The sequence below is a fragment of the bacterium genome, from assembly GCA_023150945.1.
In the GTDB taxonomy this organism is placed as follows: Bacteria; Zhuqueibacterota; Zhuqueibacteria; order Zhuqueibacterales; family Zhuqueibacteraceae; genus Coneutiohabitans.
The window spans coordinates 145,346-165,865 of record JAKLJX010000016.1; the positions used below are offsets into that span (position 1 = coordinate 145,346).

At 55.9% G+C, this 20,520-nt stretch carries 17 protein-coding genes; 15 read left to right on the top strand and 2 right to left on the bottom strand.

Features of this window, described 5'->3' with window-relative positions:
- Positions 1 to 73: 73 nt before the first annotated feature.
- From L6R21_19785 to L6R21_19825, 9 genes are all read left to right on the top strand, one after another.
- Positions 74 to 523, top strand: a complete 450-nt coding sequence (locus tag L6R21_19785) for a hypothetical protein (GenBank protein MCK6561442.1) — start codon at positions 74 to 76, stop codon at positions 521 to 523.
- A complete protein-coding gene (locus L6R21_19790) occupies positions 520 to 4,080 on the top strand; it encodes an ATP-binding protein (protein ID MCK6561443.1) in 3,561 nt (1,186 codons plus the stop codon). The genes L6R21_19785 and L6R21_19790 overlap by 4 nt, the downstream gene beginning before the upstream one ends.
- A gap of 346 nt (positions 4,081 to 4,426) precedes the next feature.
- Positions 4,427 to 5,611, top strand: a complete 1,185-nt coding sequence (locus L6R21_19795; protein MCK6561444.1) for an FIST C-terminal domain-containing protein — start codon at positions 4,427 to 4,429, stop codon at positions 5,609 to 5,611.
- Between the two features lie 83 nt (positions 5,612 to 5,694).
- Complete coding sequence (locus L6R21_19800; protein MCK6561445.1) at positions 5,695 to 6,876, top strand: FIST C-terminal domain-containing protein; 1,182 nt, start codon at positions 5,695 to 5,697, stop codon at positions 6,874 to 6,876.
- Between the two features lie 49 nt (positions 6,877 to 6,925).
- Positions 6,926 to 9,667, top strand: a complete 2,742-nt coding sequence (locus L6R21_19805) for an ATP-binding protein (protein MCK6561446.1) — start codon at positions 6,926 to 6,928, stop codon at positions 9,665 to 9,667.
- An 82-nt stretch (positions 9,668 to 9,749) separates the two neighbouring features.
- Complete coding sequence (locus tag L6R21_19810) at positions 9,750 to 11,333, top strand: NAD(P)/FAD-dependent oxidoreductase (protein ID MCK6561447.1); 1,584 nt, start codon at positions 9,750 to 9,752, stop codon at positions 11,331 to 11,333.
- Between the two features lie 44 nt (positions 11,334 to 11,377).
- Positions 11,378 to 11,782, top strand: a complete 405-nt coding sequence (locus L6R21_19815) for a nucleotidyltransferase domain-containing protein (protein MCK6561448.1) — start codon at positions 11,378 to 11,380, stop codon at positions 11,780 to 11,782.
- Positions 11,775 to 12,203 carry a DUF86 domain-containing protein gene (locus tag L6R21_19820; GenBank protein ID MCK6561449.1) on the top strand — a complete coding sequence of 143 codons (429 nt, stop codon included), beginning with the start codon at positions 11,775 to 11,777 and terminating at the stop codon, positions 12,201 to 12,203. The genes L6R21_19815 and L6R21_19820 overlap by 8 nt, the downstream gene beginning before the upstream one ends.
- A gap of 71 nt (positions 12,204 to 12,274) precedes the next feature.
- Positions 12,275 to 13,867: an NAD(P)/FAD-dependent oxidoreductase gene (locus L6R21_19825; protein ID MCK6561450.1), complete on the top strand. Its 1,593-nt coding sequence runs from the start codon at positions 12,275 to 12,277 to the stop codon at positions 13,865 to 13,867.
- Between the two features lie 178 nt (positions 13,868 to 14,045).
- On the opposite strand, the gene L6R21_19830 is transcribed toward L6R21_19825, so the two are convergent.
- Positions 14,046 to 15,020, bottom strand: a complete 975-nt coding sequence (locus L6R21_19830) for a hypothetical protein (protein MCK6561451.1) — start codon at positions 15,018 to 15,020, stop codon at positions 14,046 to 14,048.
- Between the two features lie 171 nt (positions 15,021 to 15,191).
- On the opposite strand from L6R21_19830, the gene L6R21_19835 reads away from it, so the two are divergent.
- From L6R21_19835 to leuS, 4 genes are all read left to right on the top strand, one after another.
- Positions 15,192 to 15,428 (top strand): hypothetical protein, encoded by a 237-nt coding sequence (locus L6R21_19835; GenBank protein MCK6561452.1) that lies wholly within the window; start codon positions 15,192 to 15,194, stop codon positions 15,426 to 15,428.
- A gap of 98 nt (positions 15,429 to 15,526) precedes the next feature.
- Positions 15,527 to 15,754, top strand: coding sequence for a hypothetical protein (locus L6R21_19840; GenBank protein MCK6561453.1), 228 nt, complete (start codon positions 15,527 to 15,529; stop codon positions 15,752 to 15,754).
- Between the two features lie 14 nt (positions 15,755 to 15,768).
- Entirely contained in the window at positions 15,769 to 16,293 is a 525-nt protein-coding gene (locus L6R21_19845; protein ID MCK6561454.1) for a hypothetical protein, read from the top strand.
- A gap of 170 nt (positions 16,294 to 16,463) precedes the next feature.
- Complete coding sequence (gene leuS, locus L6R21_19850; protein MCK6561455.1) at positions 16,464 to 19,124, top strand: leucine--tRNA ligase; 2,661 nt, start codon at positions 16,464 to 16,466, stop codon at positions 19,122 to 19,124.
- 148 nt (positions 19,125 to 19,272) lie between these two features.
- Here the strand turns inward: leuS and L6R21_19855 are convergent, their stop codons facing one another.
- The gene (locus tag L6R21_19855; GenBank protein MCK6561456.1) at positions 19,273 to 19,779 is read right to left on the bottom strand and encodes a PTS sugar transporter subunit IIA; all 507 of its coding nucleotides are present in this window, start codon (positions 19,777 to 19,779) and stop codon (positions 19,273 to 19,275) included.
- A 145-nt stretch (positions 19,780 to 19,924) separates the two neighbouring features.
- Here L6R21_19855 and L6R21_19860 point away from each other — a divergent pair, with 145 nt between their 5' ends.
- Both L6R21_19860 and L6R21_19865 read left to right on the top strand, forming a co-directional pair.
- Positions 19,925 to 20,329: a DUF2914 domain-containing protein gene (locus tag L6R21_19860; GenBank protein MCK6561457.1), complete on the top strand. Its 405-nt coding sequence runs from the start codon at positions 19,925 to 19,927 to the stop codon at positions 20,327 to 20,329.
- A partial coding sequence (locus L6R21_19865; GenBank protein MCK6561458.1) for a hypothetical protein occupies positions 20,326 to 20,520 on the top strand: 195 nt, incomplete at its 3' end. The genes L6R21_19860 and L6R21_19865, both read left to right, overlap by 4 nt.

The window sequence follows — 20,520 nt, forward strand, 5'->3', positions numbered from 1 at the left end:
GGTTGTGAGGTGTGGGCAACAATAGCAAGCCAAGAGATCAGGAGCAACAAAAAATACGGGGTGAGAAAATTTTGTGGAGTCACACAACCCGGAACTACCGCGAAGCGAAGGCCTCTGCGGAAAAAGAATCTTCATCATAGACGACACCGGATTACTGCAACAGGGAGAGGTGAATGCTGCTCGCCGGGCCGGCCGGCACGGCAAATTCACGCTTGCGCCTGAGCCAAAGTTCGACTACAATGAAGCGCGCCTTTTTCGCCGGTTTTCTGCCGGGCAAGGCACAGGCTTGGGCTTGTCGATCAGCCACGACCTCATCGTGCAGCAGCAGCGCGGGGAGATCAAAGTGGAAACGGAGGAGGGAAGTTTACGGAGTCTGTGGAGAGGCTGCCGAAAGGCGCGTAGAGCAGAGGGCATAGGGCATGGCGGCGAGAATTTCTTCTTTGCGGCTCTGCACCATTGCATGAATGCTCTTTTTCACCGAGTCAAATTTAGAGACGATAATTCTCTTTCAGCACCGCCATGAAAAAACTCTTTTTTCTCCTCGTTCTCGCCGGCTGGCCGGGGTTGATGCAGCCCGCAGCGGCGCCGGCACAAACCTCAAGCTCCACGCCCTCGGCCCTCCGCCCTCCGCCCTCCGAGCTGGGCAAGCCCATCCTCACCGCCTGGCGACCGAACGAATACGGCGCGGAACCGCAAAACTGGGCCATTGTACAGGACGACCGCGGGGTGATGTATATTGGCAATAACAGCGGTATTGTGGAATATGACGGCGTTTCCTGGCGGCTGGTTCGATTGCCCAACAAGGGTGCCTGCCGCTCGCTGGCGAAGGACGAGAATGGCCGTATTTATGCCGGCGGCAAAGGTGATTTCGGCTATTTGGCGCCGGATAGCATTGGACAAATGCGCTTTGTCTCTCTGCTGCCGCAGGTGCCGGAAGATATGCGCAACTTTACCAATGTGTGGCAGACGCATTATTCGCGGGGAAGTATCTGGTTTAATGCAGGAAACCACCTATTCCGCTGGACGCCTTCTGCGTCTCCCTCGCAAGATGCAGCGAGGGCCGGCGAGATGAAATGCTGGAAGTCGAGCAGTAGCTTTGGCACTAGCTTTCTTGTTGACGACGTCCTCTATTTTCGGCAATCGAAAAAAGGCCTGCTGTACATGGAGAGCGACTCGTTGCAGCTCGTGTCTAACAGTGAGTTATTTGCCAGTGAGTTATTTACCAACGAGTATATTCCCGTAATGCTGCCGTTTCCGACACTTTCCCCGGATTCTTCTTCTGGTATTTCCGCGAAAGCAGGAATTCCGGCCGCGCAAAAGCCTCTGGACTCGCGCGCACGCGGGAGTGACGTAACAAGCAAAATGGCGTTGCCGCATCCCCTCCTCGTCGTCACCCGCGGACAAGGACTATTCCGTTACGATGGTCAAACCCTCCACCCATTCAAAACCGAAGCGGATGAATTTTTGCGGAGAAATTCAGTCTTTTCCCCTGGCGTGTTGCTCAACGAAGGCCGGCTTCTGCTCGGTACGATTACCGGAGGCGCAGCGCTGTTGGATCGCCATGGCAAGCTTTTGCAAATCATTGATCGCAATAGCGGCTTGACGGATAACACGGTCTACAATCTCTACTCCAATCCCGCCCGACCGGAGACACAGTGGCTGGCGCTCAGCAATGGCATTGCGCACGTGGATGCAACAGGCCCGTTTAGCACTTTTGCTGCAGATCGTGGACTGGAGGGGATCGTTGGGGATATACAACGTCACCGCGGCGTGCTCTATGCCACCTCCATTCTGGGCATATCTTGGCTTGATACCACCTCCGGAAATTTCAAACCAGTTAAGACCGTGACAGAGACCGCCGTGGATTTGCTGACTATCGAGGGCCAATTGCTGGCGGCAACCACTGAAGGTGTATATTCCCTGAATGGTGATCACGCCGCCTTTGTGCGTCGTGCGATCAGAGCCGCCATATTTTGCCGCTCCCGGCAAGACCACCAGCGCGTGTTTGTCGGGCTCTTCAATGGCCTAACCTCCATGCGTTTGGAGAATGGCGCTTGGCACGATGAAGGACGGTTGCCCGATCGTCAAGATGAAATCCGAACTCTGGTCGAAATGAACGATGGCACGTTATGGGCCGGCACTCGGGCTGCGGGTGTTTTGCGTCTGACCTTTCCTCCAAACCGCAAACACGTCTGGGAAAATGTGCAGGTCGAATTATTCAGAGCGCAACGCGGCTTGCCGGATGGTGGCGTGGCGGTTTATGAAATCAATGGCGTGCCGTATTTTACGATGCTCGATAATATATACCGTTTCGATACCGCCCAGCAGCAATTTGTTGTGGATAGCACTTTCATGGTTGTTCCTACTGATGGCGGCTGGATTTTGAACGAGGATCAACGCGGGCGAGTTTGGGTGCTGGGCAAGGGCATGGCTCTCGGAACGCGGCAGGCCGATGGCACCTACCAGTGGCTGAAAGCCCCGTTCCTGCGTTATTCTGATCGAGGCATTTACACGGTTCATTCGGAGGAAGATGGTGTGGTCTGGTTTGGCGGCCCGGATGGAATTATTCGCTACGACTCAAATGTAAGCGTGAATGACACGGCCGATTATCCGGCCCTGGTGCGGCGTGTGGTGGCGGGGGAAGATTCGCTGATTTTTGGGGGCGCGATTCCGGATGGCTTGTCATCTCTCACCAATGAGCGATTTGACATTCGCTCTACGCCCTCTGCCCTCCGCCCTCTGCTCTCTTACGCTCACAACAACCTACGCTTTGCCTATTCCGCCACTGCCTTCGAAGACGCGGGCCGTCTGCAATTTCAAACCTGGCTTGAAGGCTTCGATGAACACTGGTCAAACTGGAATAGCAAAACCGAAAAGGAATACACCAATCTGCCGGAGGGTGACTACCACTTTCGCGTGCGGGCGAAGAATATTTATGAGCATGTGAGCCAGGAAGGCGTGTACAGCTTCAGTATTCTACCGCCGTGGTGGCGCACGTGGTGGGCCTATGCGTTTTATGGGCTGCTGTTAGCTGCCGGAGTCTTCGCCGTAGATCGTATTCAGCGCCGGCGGCTGCTCAAAAAAGAGCGCGAGGCCGCAGAGATTCGTGAAACCAAATTGCGCGCACAAACCGTTGAAGCGGAGAACAAAGCCCTGCAATCCGAGAACGCCCGCAAGGAAATGGAACTGCAGAAGACGGCGGAGCTGAAAGCGGCTTATGACACTTTGGAAAAAACCTATGAGAATCTCAAAGCCACGCAGCAGCAACTCGTCACGCAAGAAAAGCTCGCCTCGCTCGGCCAGCTCACCGCCGGCATCGCGCATGAGATCAAGAACCCGCTGAATTTTGTGAATAATTTTGCGGCATTATCAATCGATTTGGCGCAGGAACTGCGGGAGGAGATCGTAAGACGTAAAACGAAAAGCGCAAATGGGGATGATTTTGCGGATATTGAGGAGATTCTTGACACGCTGGAACAGAACGCCGAGAAGATCAACCACCACGGCAAGCGTGCGGATAGCATCGTGAAAAGCATGATGCAGCACGCGCGAGGTTCTTCCGGCCAGCGTGAAATGGCGGACATCAATCAGTTGCTCGATGAGGCAGTGAATCTCACGTATCACGGCATGCGGGCGAACGATCCCTCTTTCAACATTACGATTGAAAAGGAGTACGACGAAACCATTGGCAAACTCGAAGTCGTGCCGCAGGATTTGAGTCGCGTGTTTTTGAACCTCATCAACAACGCGTGCTATGCCGCCTATCAAAAACAAAAAGAAAAAAGAAAAGAGCAGACAGCAGATATAGACAATTTTTCACCGACGCTTTCCGTCCTCACCCAAAATCGAGGTAAGCAAATCGAAATCCGCATTCGCGACAACGGCAACGGCATTCCGCCGGACGTTCGCGCGAAGATTTTCACTCCGTTTTTTACCACCAAGCCGGCCGGACTAGGCACAGGCTTGGGATTATCGATTAGTCATGATATTATTGTACAAGAGCATCGCGGGGAAATTGCAGTGGAAACGGAGGAAGGGAGGTTTACGGAGTTTGTAGTGAGGCTGCCGAGGAATTCATAAGAAAGACTCAAAAGCGCACGCAAAGCTGCCAAGGCGCAAAGACATCGCAAAGTTTTTCTTTGCGGCACCTTTGCGTCTCGGCGTCTTTGCGTGATTGTTTTAGCCTTGATAAACATGTCAATCCCTCTGTGAGTAACCTGCGGGTTTTATGGCGGTGATGCATTCGCCAACGCCGGAGGCGTGGCATGTGATGCAACGACATGTTGATCAACGTACATAACGAAGCAACATGCCACCCAGATGGAACTGCCGACTTGATTCAATGCCGTTTTTCAAGAAACATTTAATTCCTAGCGGGGATGCGCACATTGGTTTTGAAAACAACCCACCAAACTGGAGATACAGCATGTCCATCAAATCAGCCGTCGGCTACAGTGAAAACATTGACGAATCTTATGAAGCCGGTCTTGAAATCGGCGGCATGATTCTCGAAAAAATTGCGCTGCAAGCAAATTCCCTCGGCATTTTGTTCTGCCACATTGAATTTGATTTCACCGAATTATTGAAAGGCATTCGAGAAAAACTCGATATTCCAATTTTCGGATGCACGACTGCCGGGGAGGCCAACAGTAACGGCTACTTCGAGGAGTCCGCGTCACTGCTGGTCGTTACCTCCGATGACCTCAAGATCGGCATGGGGGTCGGAGAGAATTTGAGCCAAGACCCTGAAGCCGCGGTGTTGGCCGCATACACTTCCGCCCGCAGCATGTTGGGAGAAGACAAACCGCGGCTGGCCGTGACGCTTCCGGACACGGGCTTGACCGCGTCCGCCGAAAAAGTCTTAAGCTTTTTAAAAGCGCATCTCGACGAAGAAGTGCCGATGGTGGGCGGGCTGCCCGCCGATAATTTACAATTCAAGAAAACGTATCAATTCTGCAAAAACGGCATTTATTCGGATTCGATCCCGTTGCTGTTGCTCGCCGGAAATATCGAACCGCTGGTGATCACCCGGAGCGGCTGGATTCCCATTGGCAAAAAGGTAACCGCCACGAAAACAGCAGGGAATGTCTTATATGAGATCGATCATCAACCCGCGATAAATTATTTGAAGAAATACATCCACGATATCGACGACCCCAATATCTTGGCGTCCTGCCCGCTGGTGCTCCTGGATGAAACCCCGGGCGCGGAAACCGAAAAGAATTTTGTGATTCGTACCTGCTTTCGCTACAACCAAGAAAATGGCGCCGTCATCTGTAATGGCGATATCCCGGAGAATGCGGCCGTCCAGTTGGCCAGAGGCTCCAGAGATGATATTCTGGCCGGCGTCGAAGACGCCGTCACCACACTCAGGCAAAAGGCTGCGGACAAGGAATTACATGCGTTACTCTGTTTTAGTTGCGTGGGCAGGAGGTTGATGCTGGGTCTGGATACGAAAAAAGAGCTGGAGCTTGTGGTCAATAAACTGCCAGCGTCGTGCGCGGTGAATGGATTTTACGGCACGGGAGAAATCGGCCCCATAGACAGCAGCCTGGAACACTTGAAGAAAAATAAATTTCACAACACGACGATTGTTTTGTGTGCGTTTTGAGAGGTTTGAAGATTCCAGGATAAGTTCAACACGCTTGGAACCTCTGAACGGAGAACCTCGGAACCCATGAAAGGAGATTTGATATGTCAATAAAATCAGCCGTTGGCTACAGTGAAAATATCGACGAATCCTACGAAGCCGGCCTTGAAATCGGCGGCATGATTCTCGAAAAAATTGCGCTGCAAGCAAATTCCGTCGGCATTTTGTTCTGCCATATTGAATTTGATTTCGCTGAACTATTAAAAGGCATTCGAGAAAAGCTGGATATCCCAATTTTCGGATGCACAACTTCGGGCGAAGCGAACAATGACGGCTATTTCGAAGAGTCAGCGTCATTGATGGTTATAACCTCCGATGCACTTAAGCTTGGCTTTGGCATCGGGGAAAACCTGAGTAAAGATCCGGAAGCGGCGGTGCATGCTGCTTGCACCTCAGCACAAGCTATGCTGGGAGAAGATAAACCCAAACTGGTATTGACGTTTCCGGATTCATCGTATAGTTTATCCACTGACCACGTTTTAGGCCTTTTGCAGGACGGTCTTAAAGATGCGCCGATTGTTGGGGGACTACCCGGCGATAATTTTCAATTTAAGAAAACCTACCAATTTTTTAATGACAGCATCTATTCCGATTCCGTCCCGTTGCTGTTGCTTGCCGGGGATATTGCGCCGCTGATTATCACACGTAGTGGCTGGATTCCCCTGGGGAAAAAGGTCAAAGCCACAAAATCAGAGGGGAATATCCTGTATGAAATCGACCATCAACCTGCCATCGAGTATTTGAAGAACTATATCCCCAACGTCGATGACCCTGACCTTATGGCTGCCTACCCGCTTGCGTTGCTGGATGAATCTCTGGGTGATGATGCTGGAAGTTACTATGTGATCCGTAGCGGTTTCACCTACAGCAAAGAAAATGGCTCCGTTTTTGGAAATGGCCATATTCCGGAGAATGCGACCCTCCAGATTGCCAGAGGCGCCCGAGAAGATATTCTGGCTGGTGCGGAAGAAGCGATCACTACGCTTAAACAAAAACTGTCCAACAAGAAAATACATGCCTTACTTTGTTTCAGTTGTGCCGGAAGGCGGCTGATGCTGGGTTTGGAAACGAAGAAAGAAATTGAGCTTATTCTCAATAACCTGCCAGCAGACTGTGCGGTGAACGGCTTCTACACCAACGGCGAACTCGGTCCCATCGATAGCAGCCTTGAGCAGTTGAAAAAGAGCCGGTATCACAATACGACGCTGGTTTTGTGTGCGTTTTGAGAGGGCATTTGTAGGCGTGCATCCTGCGCCCAATGAAAAAGGTTGAACGATGAAAAACAGCAATCAAGATAAACCCGGCCACGCGGAAGATCAAATCAAGCAACTGCAAAAAGAGAACAACCGGTTGCAGCGTATCATTAGACGCCACGAAACGCAGTTGCAGCATCTCGACAAAATGGCCAGCGCCAATGAGAAGACGAACATCGCTTTGTATAAAGAGCTGGAGGTGCTGCAGCAGCAGGCTGAGGCGCAAGCCCGCGAGGCGCAGATCGAAGCGGCGCTCGAACGCGTGCGAGCACGGTCGATGGCCATGCACAAAAGCGAAGAGCTTAAAGAGGTAATTCAGTTGGTATATGAACAATTCGTTCACTTAAATATCAATGTTGAACATACCGGGTTTATTATGGATTATAAAACCAGAGATGATTACAATAGTTGGATAGCTGACAAGTTCGGGACCCATTCACAAGTCACAATTCCCTATTTTGATTGCGTGTATTACAATCGTTTTAATGAAGCAAAAGAAAAAGGAGAGGATTTCTTTGCCACTAATTTAAGTTTTGAAGAAAAAAATAAATTTTACCAGGATCTTTTTAAGATTGTTCCCGGATTGCCGGAAGATGCTTTGGAGTTTCTTTTAAGCTGCCCCGGGCTTGCACTATCAACAGTATTGTTGGATAATGTGGCCTTGTACATCGAAAATCTTGCGGGCACATCTTATACAGATGATGAAAATGCAGCGCTCATGCGTTTTGGAAAAGTATTCCAGCAAACCTATACCCGTTTTCTCGACCTGCAAAAAGCGGAAGCACAAGCCCGCGAGGCGCAGATCGAAGCGGCGCTGGAGCGCGTGCGCGCCCGCGCCATGGCCATGCACCACTCCGATGACCTGGATAAGGTAAATAAAGAAATACTAAACCAACTCAATTGGCTTCAGGTACCCGACCTGACTGGTGTTACCTTTTATTTGATAGATGAGCATGGATGGGTGAAAGCGTGGGATTTTTCAAGTCCGGGAAACATGGGAAACCCGAATAGTTATGCGCTTCAATATGACTTTAAAAAGTATGAAATGATGGGAGAACCATTTAAAATTCTCCGGCAAACTGACCTGAACTACTTCGTGGCTGATTATCCCCTTGAAAAACTTGAGCGGGCTGTTTATGAGTTGGAAGAAATTAATCCTGCAGTTGCCAACGTTTTTAAAGAAGCTTTGGCAAACGGGATATTAACCCATCAATGGACTGCTTGTGCCAGAATTTCGGATGGACTGTTAGGTATCGATCTGGCAAGTCCTCCCTCCGAAGACACCAAAACTATTGTATTGAAAATCGCGGGGGCATTCAACCAGGCCTATCAACGCTTCCTCGACCTGCAACGAGCCGAAGCCCAGGCACGACAAGCCCTCCAACAAGCCTCGCTCGAACGCGTCCGCGCCGAAATCGCCTCGATGCGCAGCACCGGCGATCTGCAACGCATCACCCCGCTGATCTGGCGCGAGCTGACCACGCTTGGTGTGCCGTTCTTCCGCTGCGGCGTTTTCATTATTGATGAGGTGACTGAGCTGACGCATGCGTATCTTTCCACGCCATTGGGGGAGGCGTTTGCCGCGCTGCACATGAAGTTTGACAGCGCGCCTTTCATTCATGCGGCGGTGGAGCATTGGCGGCAGCAGCAGGTTTATCGCGAAGAATGGAACCGCGAGCAATTCCTCGCCTGGACGCAGTCGATTCTCAAACTGGGATTGATCGACAGTCCGGAGAAATACCAGGCTGGCGGCGAAGCGCCGGAAAAGTTGGTGTTGCACTTCGTCCCGTTCACGCAGGGCATGCTTTATATCGGCAGCAGCGCAGCGCTTTCAAATGATGAAATTGTGATCGGCCAGGCGCTGGCAAATGCGTTCGGCGTCGCTTACGCGCGCTACGAGGATTTCCAAAGATTGGAAGCGGCAAAAGCGCAAGTCGAAGCCGCGCTCGAAAATCTCAAGAAGACGCAACAACAGCTCGTCACGCAAGAAAAGCTCGCCTCGCTCGGCCAGCTCACCGCCGGCATCGCGCACGAGATCAAGAATCCGCTCAACTTCGTGAATAACTTTGCCGCGCTGTCGGTGGATTTGGCGAAGGAACTGCGGGAGGAGATCGTAAGACGTAAAACGAAAAGCGCAAATGGGGATGATTTTGCGGATATTGAGGAGATTCTTGACACGCTGGAACAGAACGCCGAGAAGATCAACCACCACGGCAAACGCGCGGACAGCATCGTGAAAAGCATGATGCAGCACGCACGCGGCTCCTCCGGCCAGCGTGAAATGGCGGACATCAATCAGTTGCTCGATGAGGCAGTGAATCTCACGTATCACGGCATGCGGGCGAACGATCCCTCTTTCAACATTACGATTGAAAAGGAGTACGACGAGTCGATTGAAAAAATCCAAGTCGTGCCGCAGGATTTGAGTCGCGTGTTTTTGAACCTCATCAACAACGCGTGCTATGCCGCGCATCAAAAAAAGAAGGCGAGTGCAGATGGTTTCTCGCCGACGCTTTCTGTCGCAACCAAGAGCGCGGCAGATAAAATCGAAATCCGCATCCGAGACAACGGCAACGGCATTCCGAAAGACATTCGCGAGAAAATTTTCAATCCGTTTTTTACGACGAAACCAACGGGGCAGGGCACGGGCTTGGGGTTGTCGATCAGCCACGACCTCATCGTGCAGCAGCACCGCGGGGAGATTAAAGTGGAGACGGAGGAGGGGAAGTTTACGGAGTTTGTCATCAGCTTGCGGAAGGCATGAATGCCGAATCCGCTGCTTCGGGAAAAACAGTTGACGCGGTTCATTGCTACTCGCTCGCAATGAGGATCAGAGAGGCCTGTACATGCCCAAACGTTACGATGCCATCATCATTGGCGCCGGCCACAACGGCCTGGTGAACGCGGCTTATCTGGCACGCGCCGGCAAACAAGTGCTGGTGCTCGAGCGCCGGCCGCTGGTCGGTGGCGCCACCGTCACCGAAGAGATCTTTCCGGGCTTCAAGTATTCGGTGTTTTCCTACGTGATCAGCCTGTTCCGGCCGGAAATCATCCGCGAACTTGACCTGCCCCGCCACGGCCTGACCATCCTGCCTTTGCCCAGCACGCTCACCCCGTTGCCGGACGGCAATTATCTTTATCGTGATTGGGATCACTATCGCACCATGCGCGAGATCGCGCGCCATTCCCCGCGCGACGCCGAGGCTTATGACGAGTACGGCCGCAGCATGTACTTCATGGCCAAGGCGGTGAAGTACCTGCTGAGCCTCGTGCCGCCGGATCCCACTTCGCTGCACCCGCGAGACTTGCGCGGTCTTGCCGGTTTGGGCAGGCATTTGCTCGGCTTGGGAGAGGAAAATCTCTACACGCTCACCAAGCTGATGACCATGAGCGCGGCGGATTTTCTCGAGGAATGGTTCGCAACCGAAGCGCTGAAGGCGACGCTCTCGGCCAGCGGAATCATCGGCACGTTTCTCGGCCCGCGCTCGCCCGGCACCGCGTATGTGCTGCTGCATCACTACATGGGCGAAATCGACGGCTCGTTTCGCGCCTGGGGTTTCGCCCAGGGCGGCACCGGCGGCATTGCCAACGCGCTGGCCAGCGCCGCCACCGCGTTGGGCGCGGAAATCCGCTGCAACGCGCCGGTGGCCCGTGTGCTGGCGAAAAACGGCGCGGCGACGGGCGTGGCTTTGGAAAATGGGGATGAGTTCTACAGCAAGGTGGTGGTGTCGAGCCTGGATCCGAAACGCACTTTCTTGCAGCTGGTGGATGCGTCGCTGCTGCCCGGGGAGCTGGTCACTGCCATTCAGCGTTTCAACATTCGCGGCTCTTCGGCCAAGGTGAATCTTGCGCTGGCGGCGGCGCCGGAGCTGGCCTGCCTGCCGGGCAACGGCCCGCATTTGCGCGGCGCCATCTCCCTCAGTCCCAGCATTGACTATCTCGAGCGTGCCTACGACGACGCCAAGTACGGCCGTTTTTCGCGCCGGCCGTACATTGACGTCATCATTCCCTCGCTGATCGATCCCGAGATGGCGCCGCCAGGCAAGCACGTGATGTCGTGCTTCGTGCAATATGCGCCCTATCACCTGCGCGAGGGCACGTGGGAGCAGCAACGCGAGGCGCTCGGCGATACGGTGGTCGAGACGCTGGCGGAGTACATGCCCAATCTCAAAGACATCATTTTGCACCGCCAGGTGATGACGCCCTGGGACATCGAACAAACCACCGGGCTGTCACAGGGCAACATTTTTCAAGGCGAATTGAGTTTGTCGCAGTTGTTCTTCCTGCGGCCGGCAGCGGGCTGGGCCAAATACCGCACGCCGATCCGGAATTATTTTCAATGCGGTTCCGGCACGCATCCGGGCGGCGGCATCACCGGCGCGCCGGGCAAGCTGGCGGCGGGCGAAATCTTGCGGCTTGCTTTTCCATAGGCTATTCATTACCATCTCCGCCGGCACGAAATCTGTTACTGCAAATGAAACCACTCGACGACATCAGCAGCCGCCTGCAAACCGTTCTCGCGGGGCGGGTCAAATTTGCCCTGCTTTACGGCTCGATTCTGACGCCATACTTCAATGCCGACAGTGACCTCGATCTCGGCGTGTTTGTCGGCCGCCCCGTGAGCAGCGGGGACAAGCTTGGGCTGCAACACTTGCTGGAAGAGGCCTTGGCACAGCAGTATGAATTCGACCTGGTGGTGCTCGACACCGCCGATCCGATCATCGCGATGCAAATACTGGCCAATGGCCGGCTGATCGTGGAAGAGGACCGGCTGGCATTCATTCGCTACAAGGCGCGCATGATCTCGCAATACCTCGACTTCAAGATGGATCGCAAGCGGCTGGAAGACCGGATTCTGGAGGGATCAATCTATGCTTGAGAGGGACGTTCTCTTGTCGAAGATAGCAATCATCAAGAACTGTCTGCAGCGAATTAAGGAAGTCACACATCTTGATCCGGCAACCCTGGACGATTTCAATGTCCAGGATATCTATGTTCTCAATTTGGAACGTGCCGTGCAAGCGGCAATCGACATGGCCAACACGGTGATTGCCGCCCACAACTATCGCCTTCCCAATTCCTACAAAATGGCATTCTTTATTCTTTTCGAGAACGGTTGGATTGACCAGACATCACTGCAACGCATGCAAAGCATGGTGGGCTTTCGCAATATTGCGATCCACGATTATCAGGAGATTGCCGTCGCGATTCTCAAATCGATACTGACCGAACATCTTGATGACTTCGAAATCTTCTACCGGCAGGTGATGCAGCGCTACCATGAAGATGCTGATTCATGAAACCGGGTGTGCTGTTCGCCCCACACAGCAGGTCTTACAACTCCCCTCGAATCCCACCCTTGTGAGAATCCATGAACACTCCCTATGACATCATCATCATCGGTGCCGGCCATAACGGCCTGGTAACCGCGGCCTATCTGGCGCGGGCGGGAAAGCGGGTGCTGGTGCTGGAACGCCGCGCCACGCTCGGCGGCGCAGCCGCGACCGAGGAGGTTTTCTCCGGTTTCAAATTCGACACCGGCGCGAGTGAAGCCGGTCTGCTGCGGCCGGAAATCGTCGCCGATCTCGATTTGCCGCGGCATGGCCTGGAATTCCTCACCAGCCCGGCGGCGGTGTTTGCGCCGCAACCCAACGGCGATTCCCTCACCCTTTGGCGCGACGAGCAAAGCACGCTGGCCGAAATCGCGCGCCACTCCGCCAAGGATGCCGAACGCTTCCCCGCCTTTCTGCGCCTGGTAAAGCGCCTGACGGAGGTGTTGCAGCGGATCATGCTGCTGACCCCGCCGAATGTGGCCGAGCTAAAGTTCGAAGAGCTGCTGCCCTGGCTCAACTCCGGCCGCAAGCTCAGGCAACTGGGCAAGCACGACATGATGGAGTTCCTGCGCGTGTTGCCCATGCCGGTGACGGAGTTTCTTGATGAATGGTTCGAGAGTGAAGCGCTCAAGGCGGTGTTGGGCGCGGCGGGCGTCACCGGCAGCATGCAGGGGCCGCAAGCTTCCGGGACGGCGTTCATGATGGTGTATCACCATCTCGGTGCAGCCAATGGCGGGTTCAAAGCCAGCGTCCGGGTGAAGGGCGGCATGGGCGCGCTGGCCGCTGCGCTCGCCGGCGCGGCAAAGAAATACGGCACTGAAATCCGCAGGGCGGCGGAGGTGGTGCGCATCAAGGTCGAAGATGGCCGGGCCACCGGTGTGGTGCTGGCGGGTGGAGAGGAGATTGCCGCGCGGGCGGTGGTGTCGAATGCGGATCCGCGCCGCACGTTTCTTGATCTCGTGGGCGCACCGCGGCTCGGCCCGACGTTCGTCCGGCGCGTGCGCAATATTCGCCTGCGCGGCACCACCGCAAAGATGAATCTCGCGTTGCGCGGTTTGCCGCGTTTCAACGGCATGCCCAAGAACGAAGATTGCCTGAGCGGACACGTCTTGATTTGCCCGAGCCTGGAGTATCTCGAACGCGCGTTTGATGACGCCAAGTACGGCCGGTTCTCCCAGAAACCATGCCTCGACCTCGTCATTCCCACGCTGCTCGATCCCGGGCTCGCGCCCGCCGGCCGGCATATCCTGGCGGTTACGATGCAATATGCGCCCTACCGCTTGCGCGAATCGCATTGGGAGAAGGAGCGCGACAAGCTGGGTGATCACCTCGTCGCCACGCTCGCGGAATATGCGCCGTCACTCCCGGATTTGATCTTGCATCGCCAGGTGTTGACGCCGCTCGATTATGAAAGGGAATATGGCCTCACCGAAGGCGGCGAGTTTCACGGACAAATGGGGCTGGATCAACTGCTGTTCATGCGGCCGGTTGCCGGATATGGCCGGTACCGCACGCCGGTTGGGAATCTCTATCTCTGCGGCGCGGGCACGCATCCCGGCGGCGGAGTGACCGGCGCCCCGGGATACAATGCTGCGCGTGAGATCTTGAAAGACTGCAAGAAAATCGGCTGACCGGCCTGCGCGAGATTTCAGGCAACCTGAAGACCGAAACCCGCGGGCAGCGAAAGGCACGTTCAGTGCCCTGTTGACTCGTGTCTGTCCAGAAATGAAGAAACCGCGCGGGGGCACGGCCATGACATCAAATGCCGTGGTGCGGGAATGGTTCAAAGCGAATGGCCCGGCTGCGGCTTCAGTTCTTCTCCATACCGGCGCGCATCGAATCCGCCTCACGCAAAGCGCGCTTGGCTTCCTCCAATGCCTGCTTGAGTTCGGCCTGAAAATCGGCACTGTCCGCAGCAGATTTGGGTGACAAGTTCTCCAAGCTGTGCAGAGAGGAGAGGGCCTTCATGGCCTCAGGCTCGCCCAGCCGCTGCAGCTCGCGCAGCCGTTGAAGCTCGTGCTTCAGGCGCTCCTGGTCAAGACTAAGCTGGGTGCTGAAGTTTTGCTGCCACACCAAACGCTTCTCTTTTTCCAGGCGTTCCAGTTCTTTGGCGATGGCCAATTGTTTGCGCTTCAGCAGTGCTTGCTTGAGCGAATCATTGACGACGACGGTGATCTTCATATCCGGCGCCAGGCTGAAGTGCATGAGGCGCTGCACCGCCGCCGGATGGGGCGTGAGGCCGGCCAGCTCGCCCTTGAGTCGATAATTGAATTCATACATCATCTTGATCCGCTCTTGCATCGCCTCCCATTTCTCCGGCGTGCTTTGTGCCGGCAGCGCGGCCACCAGCGGCGGCATGGGCGGCACGGCAGAATCCCCTTCCACGCTGACCGCGCCCGGAAGTGCCGGCGGTGCGGGCGTAACCACGACTGCCGTACCCTTGCCGAATTCCAGCGGCATCTCGGTCAGGAACAACAGCGTCTCTGCCTGCGCTGCAGTCAGGCCCTGGCTGGCGTTGCTCAGATTGAGAATGCTGGCGGCGATTTGCTCCACCTGCTCAGGCGGGACTTTGCGCTCGGCCACATCGGCGAGAAACTGGCCGTATTTTTTCTTTAGCTGATCTTTGTCTTTACCTTCCGGCACCATGGCAAACAGACTGTTGCCGAGCAGCCCCAGGTAATTTTCCACACCGGTTTGGCGAACCTTGCTGAAAAACCAGCTCAAGCTGGCCGCCACGGCCAGCAGCAACACAACAAAACCGGCGTCACGGGCAATTCTAGACATATCCAACTCCAGAGCGACAACTTGAAATTTGGAAAGGAAACATGGTTTTCATCATTGCTCCCCCGCCGGGCAACCACCGAATCGCGGCTGGTGGCAGCGCCCTCCAGTGGCCTCTTGCGGCACAACAGGAGGACTTCTGCGCCAAGACAAAAGTTTTGCTGATTCACCCGAGTGGCAATCGCCGACCTCGCCGATCTCCCCCAGCCAGCGGCCGGTCGGGAAATCGCGCCGGCACAATCCGACAGCAAAGATTGGCACATTTTCCAGAAAAGCAAGAGATTTCTCGAAACGGCCGCTGTCGTCACGGCGCGCAGGAATGCAGTTACGCGCGGAATTGCCGCACGGTTGACCGACAGGTTGAAAATTCATGAAAGCGCGTTGTCACCTTTGAGAACAAGCGCCGTATGAAACGTCATCGTTTTCGCAGGCGCGCCGCAAGCAGGTGTCGCGCGGCGTGGCGCGAACGCAATTCAGATCGGTTTTGGAATCAGTCATGAGGAGTCAAAATGCGCAGCAAAACTCTCACCCATCTCCGCAACACCAGCCTGGCACTGATGTTGATGTTTCTGGCGCTGCCGTTTTCGTTTTCATTCGACCAAGACGGTCTCACCTGGAGGATGTGGCACGGCCAGCCGCAGTTGGTGAAAGTCTTCCTCCTGGCGGCAATCATCACCGGTCTCAGTGCGTGGTTCTTTTCGTACCGCGTGAAACTGGCAAGAGTGACAGAGCGATAACCCTCGGTTGATTCATGCACCGGCTTCTGCAAAAACTCACCGGCAGCGATCGGCGCTCGATCGGCAAATCCGCAGAGGTTGTGGCCGCGGTTCTGGCCCATCCCGAGAACTTTGGCGCTGTCTTTGAAGGCATGCTGGCAGAGGATCCGATCCTGCGCCTGCGTTGCGCCGATGCCGTCGAGAAGATCACCGCGCAGCGGCCGGAATTGCTGCTGCCGTTCAAACGCCGGCTGCTCGAACGTGTTGCCAAGATCGATCAGCCGGAAGTGCGCTGGCACGTGGCACAAATGCTGCCGCGCCTGGCCTTGACGCCGCGGGAACGGCGCGCGAGCGTCGCGTTGCTGCGCATCTTTTTGCAGGATGACAGCAGGATCGTCAGGACTTTTGCCATGCAGGCTCTCGCCGATTTGGCCGCGCAGGAAGCCAAACTGCGCGGCCCGGTGATTCGCCTGCTCACCACTCTCACCCGCACCGGCAGCCCCGCTATGCAGGCCCGCGGCCGCAAGCTGCTGGTTCGCCTCCAAAAATTCCATTCCTGAAAATCTGCCGCGGACCCGCTGCCGCCGCAAATTCCCGTGCTCGTCCTCTCGCGTCGCCGCTAGCGGCGTTTGTTGCAGAAGTTGAACTTTCATTATTTGGAAAATTTGCTTATTATTGCGGCCATTGCACGCAAACCCCGAGTCTTGCGATTTTTCATTGAGGAAGAATCATGAGCAGTCAAGCAGACCAAAGTGCCCCGGCCTCGCGCTATGATTTCGCAGCCCTGGAGGCGAAATGGCGGCCCTACTGGGATGAGTTGGGCTTGTATCAAACCGGCAACGATCCCGCCAAACCCAAAAAATATGTTCTGGACTTCTTCCCCTATCCTTCGGGTGAAGGCCTGTCCGTCGGCCACTGCCGCAACTATGTGCCGACCGACGTCATCTCACGTTACTTCCGCATGCGCCACTTCAACGTGCTGCATCCCATCGGCTGGGATGCCTTCGGCCTGCCCGCGGAAAATGCCGCCATCAAACTCAAAACCAATCCCGCCAGGCTCATTGCCAAATACTCCGCGAATTACAAGCGCCAGATGAATTTGATCGCGGCGAGCTATGATTGGGACCGTGAGATCAATTCGAGTTCGCCGGAGTACTACCGCTGGACGCAATGGATTTTCCTGTTGCTTTACAATTCCTGGTATGACCGCCGCCGCGATCAGGCGCGGCCGATCGCCGAATTGGAGGCGGAACTGGAGCGCCACGGCACTCAGGAGATGATGCTGCCTGCCGAAGTGCCGGCGCTCACCGGCACGCAATGGCGGGCAATGCCCCTCACGGAGCGGCGGCGCTATTTGAGCAATTTCCGCCTGGCTTATCGGGCGGCTTCCGCGGTGAATTGGGATCCGGTCGAGAAAACCGTGCTGGCGAATGAAGAAGTGATCGACGGCCGGGGCTGGCGCAGCGGCGCGCTGGTCGAGCGCAAAAACCTGCAGCAATGGTTCTTCCGCATCACGGCCTATGCCGAGCGCCTGCTCGCCGATCTCGACACCATCGACTGGCCGGAGAGTATCAAAGCAATGCAGCGCAATTGGATCGGCCGCAGCGAAGGCGCCGAGGTCACGTTCAAAACCGCGGCCGGCGATCTTGTCATCTTCACCACCCGGCCAGATACCTTGTGGGGCGCGACCTTCATGGTGTTGGCGCCCGAGCATCCTTTCGTTTCGCAATTGACCACTGCAGTGCAACGCTCGCAAGTCACCGCCTACGTCGCCGCCGCCAAAGAGCAGAGCGAGCAAACCCGTACCGCGGAGACGCGCGACAAAACCGGCGTGTTCACCGGCAGCTATGCTCTCAATCCCGTCAATCAGGAGCAGATTCCAATTTGGATCGCGGACTATGTGTTGCTGGAGTATGGCACCGGCGCCATCATGGCCGTGCCGGCGCACGATCAGCGCGACTTCGAGTTTGCTCGCAAGTTCGATCTGCCGATTCGCGTCGTCATCGAGCCGGCCGGCCAAACGCTGCGCCCGGAAGACATGACCGCGGCCTGGCCGCACGAAGGCGTCATGGTCAACTCGGCGCACTTCGACGGCACGCCTGCCAACGAAGCGGTGAGTAAAGTTATCGTCTGGTTGGAGCAGACCGGCAAAGGCTCAGGCCGTGTGCTCTACAAGATGCGCGACTGGCTCATCAGCCGGCAGCGCTACTGGGGCACGCCCATTCCGATCGTGCATACCGAGGCGTTCGGTGAAGTGCCGGTGGCGCCGGAAAACCTGCCGGTGGTGCTGCCCGAAGTGCCCAACTACGAACCGACCGAAACCGGTGAATCACCGCTGGCGGCAATCACCAGCTTTGTCAACGTCACGTTACCGGACGGCACGTCCGGCAAACGTGAAACCGACACCATGGGCACGTTTGCCTGCTCGTCGTGGTACTTCCTGCGCTTTGCCAGTCCGCGCGAAGACCAAGCGCCGTTCGAGCCGCAGGCGGTGAACTATTGGCTGCCGATTGATTTGTATGTCGGCGGCGCCGAGCATGCCGTGATGCATTTGCTCTATTCACGCTTTTGGACCAAGGTCTTGTATGATCGCGGCCTGGTTCCCTTCGTCGAGCCGTTCAAAAAGTTGCGCAATCAGGGCATGCTGCTTTCCTATGACAATCAGAAAATGTCGAAATCGCGCGGCAATGTGATCACACCCGATGCCGTTGCGGCGGTGCATGGCGTCGATGCCCTGCGGGTTTACATCCTGTTCATGGGGCCGTTCGAAGCGGAAACGAAATGGGAGGAAGCAGGCGTCAAAGGTGCCAGCCGTTTTCTGCAACGTTTTTGGACGCTGGCACGCGAACTGGCAACTGCCACGTTTGTTGAGCCCTCGGGCGAGCGGGAACGCGAGTTTCGCCGCACGTTGCACGCGACCATCAAGCGGGTGACGCATGATCTGGAAGATTTCGCCTTCAACACCGCCATCGCCGGGCTGATGGAACTGTTGAATTTCTTCTATGACTGCCGGCGCGATCAAACCGTGGTGGGCGTGACGCCCGGCCTGTGGCGGGAAGGCCTGGAAGTCTTCACGCGTTTGTTGTCACCCATCGCGCCGTTCCTCGCCGAGGAAGTCTGGCAGGAGATGCTGGGCCATCGGGGCGAGTGCGTGCAGCGGCTGCCCTGGCTGGAATACGACGAAGCCGCGCTCGCGGTCGATGAGATCACCGTGGTCATTCAAGTGAATGGCAAGCTGCGCGGCCAGCTCACTGTGCCCGTCGCTATCGATGAGGAACGGCTGAAACAAGCCGCGCTGGCAAGCGCGCAAATCAAGAAGTTCGTGGAGGGCAAGGCAATCAAAAAAGTGATTGTCGTTCCCCGGAAGCTGGTCAATATCGTGGTGGGATAAGAGGGCGGGTGCTTTTCAAGTGCTCGCGTGCGTGCAGGCTGCGGCCGTCCGATGAAGAGGAGCGATGAATTCGGGCGGCAGGCGGCGACCTTGACGGGCAGGCAGCGGCGCTGCTCAGCAGGTCACTCGCCGGGTGAGCGGGCAGCGCTCACTCCCATTGCCGCAAGAGGCGAATCATCTCGCCCGGATCTTCCACTGCCATCAATTGCTCGATGGCATTGTAAAAAGTGCTGATCTCGGCGAGGTGCTTGTAGATTTTCAAATACAAGTTCTCGTCTTCGTGTCCGGGCGTGACCACCACGAAGAAGATGTGGGTCAGTTCACCGTCGGCGGCATCGAAGTCCAGGCCTTCGACGGAACGCGCGATAGCGATGGTCAAATCGCGGATGTTGCTGGTGCGCACATGCGGCACTGCCAGGCCGCGGCCAATGGCCGTGGTGGCGCGGCGTTCGCGGTTGATCAAATCGGTGAGCAGCTTGCGTTTGTTGGTCACCTTGCCGGAGCGCTCGAGCAAATCGACCAGCTCAGCGAGAATTTTCTCTTTTTGTTGCTGCCGGAATTTTTCGAGGTTGGCGGCCGGCTCTTCCGGCGGCGGCAGCGGCGGCTCCATCTCCAGCTTGATCAAATCCGTCGACAGGTAGCGGGTCAAATTCATTGCTCGGATCCTCGGGAAACATTTTCACGGCGAAATGTCGCGAATTTAGCGCGCCGGCTCGCCTTTCGCAAGTCTTTTATCCGCCTGGCGGATTTTATCGTTGTTCACTGCAGTCAAGGACCCCAATCATGGAGGACAACTTCAAATGAAACAACTCAGTGTTCTTGCCCTGTTGGGCCTCGCCCTGCTGACGCATTCCCCGGCGGCCGCGCAAGAGGCCGACTCGATCCGCATCAACCGCCTGGTGATTTGCACCGCGGTGGTGGATCGCGAGCCATCGGGTGAAGCCACGGAATTCGACGCCACCACACCCATGCTCTATTGTTTCACCGAGCTGGACGGCGCGGAAGGCGAGGTGACGCACGCCTGGTTTCAGGGCGACTCTCTGCGCTCCGAAGTGAAGCTCAACAAGGGCCGCACCGGCCGCTGGCGCACCTGGTCGAGCAAGACCATGGCCACCGAGGCCACCGGCGCCTGGAAAGTCGAAGTTCGCGACGCCGCGGGCCACGTGCTCAAGAGCGTGCACTTCACGTTTGGCAAGACGGAATGAAGTTCGAGCGGCCTTCTGTAGCTGTTGCGCTGCGGAGGGCCGCAGCTACTCTCCGCACGACGGCACTGCAGCAACCAAGTTTGCCGCGCAGATTGATTCGGGCTGCGGCTTGGTGCCCCGTTGCCTCAAAATTAAATGTTACCCAAATTTGTGAGAACTGGGGTGATTTTGATTTATTGTTCTTTTGCTGT

What these genes read in the sequence shown, in the direction of transcription:
- L6R21_19800 (MCK6561445.1), top strand. Translation starts at nt 5,695, where the DNA reads ATGTCAATAAAATCAGCCGTTGGCTACAGTGAAAATATCGACGAATCC.
- L6R21_19790 (MCK6561443.1), top strand. Translation starts at nt 520, where the DNA reads ATGAAAAAACTCTTTTTTCTCCTCGTTCTCGCCGGCTGGCCGGGGTTG.
- L6R21_19805 (MCK6561446.1), top strand. Translation starts at nt 6,926, where the DNA reads ATGAAAAACAGCAATCAAGATAAACCCGGCCACGCGGAAGATCAAATC.
- L6R21_19840 (MCK6561453.1), top strand. Translation starts at nt 15,527, where the DNA reads ATGCGCAGCAAAACTCTCACCCATCTCCGCAACACCAGCCTGGCACTG.
- L6R21_19815 (MCK6561448.1), top strand. Translation starts at nt 11,378, where the DNA reads ATGAAACCACTCGACGACATCAGCAGCCGCCTGCAAACCGTTCTCGCG.
- L6R21_19825 (MCK6561450.1), top strand. Translation starts at nt 12,275, where the DNA reads ATGAACACTCCCTATGACATCATCATCATCGGTGCCGGCCATAACGGC.
- leuS (MCK6561455.1), top strand. Translation starts at nt 16,464, where the DNA reads ATGAGCAGTCAAGCAGACCAAAGTGCCCCGGCCTCGCGCTATGATTTC.
- L6R21_19810 (MCK6561447.1), top strand. Translation starts at nt 9,750, where the DNA reads ATGCCCAAACGTTACGATGCCATCATCATTGGCGCCGGCCACAACGGC.
- L6R21_19830 (MCK6561451.1), bottom strand. Translation starts at nt 15,020, where the DNA reads ATGTCTAGAATTGCCCGTGACGCCGGTTTTGTTGTGTTGCTGCTGGCC.
- L6R21_19795 (MCK6561444.1), top strand. Translation starts at nt 4,427, where the DNA reads ATGTCCATCAAATCAGCCGTCGGCTACAGTGAAAACATTGACGAATCT.
- L6R21_19855 (MCK6561456.1), bottom strand. Translation starts at nt 19,779, where the DNA reads ATGAATTTGACCCGCTACCTGTCGACGGATTTGATCAAGCTGGAGATG.
- L6R21_19845 (MCK6561454.1), top strand. Translation starts at nt 15,769, where the DNA reads ATGCACCGGCTTCTGCAAAAACTCACCGGCAGCGATCGGCGCTCGATC.
- L6R21_19860 (MCK6561457.1), top strand. Translation starts at nt 19,925, where the DNA reads ATGAAACAACTCAGTGTTCTTGCCCTGTTGGGCCTCGCCCTGCTGACG.
- L6R21_19820 (MCK6561449.1), top strand. Translation starts at nt 11,775, where the DNA reads ATGCTTGAGAGGGACGTTCTCTTGTCGAAGATAGCAATCATCAAGAAC.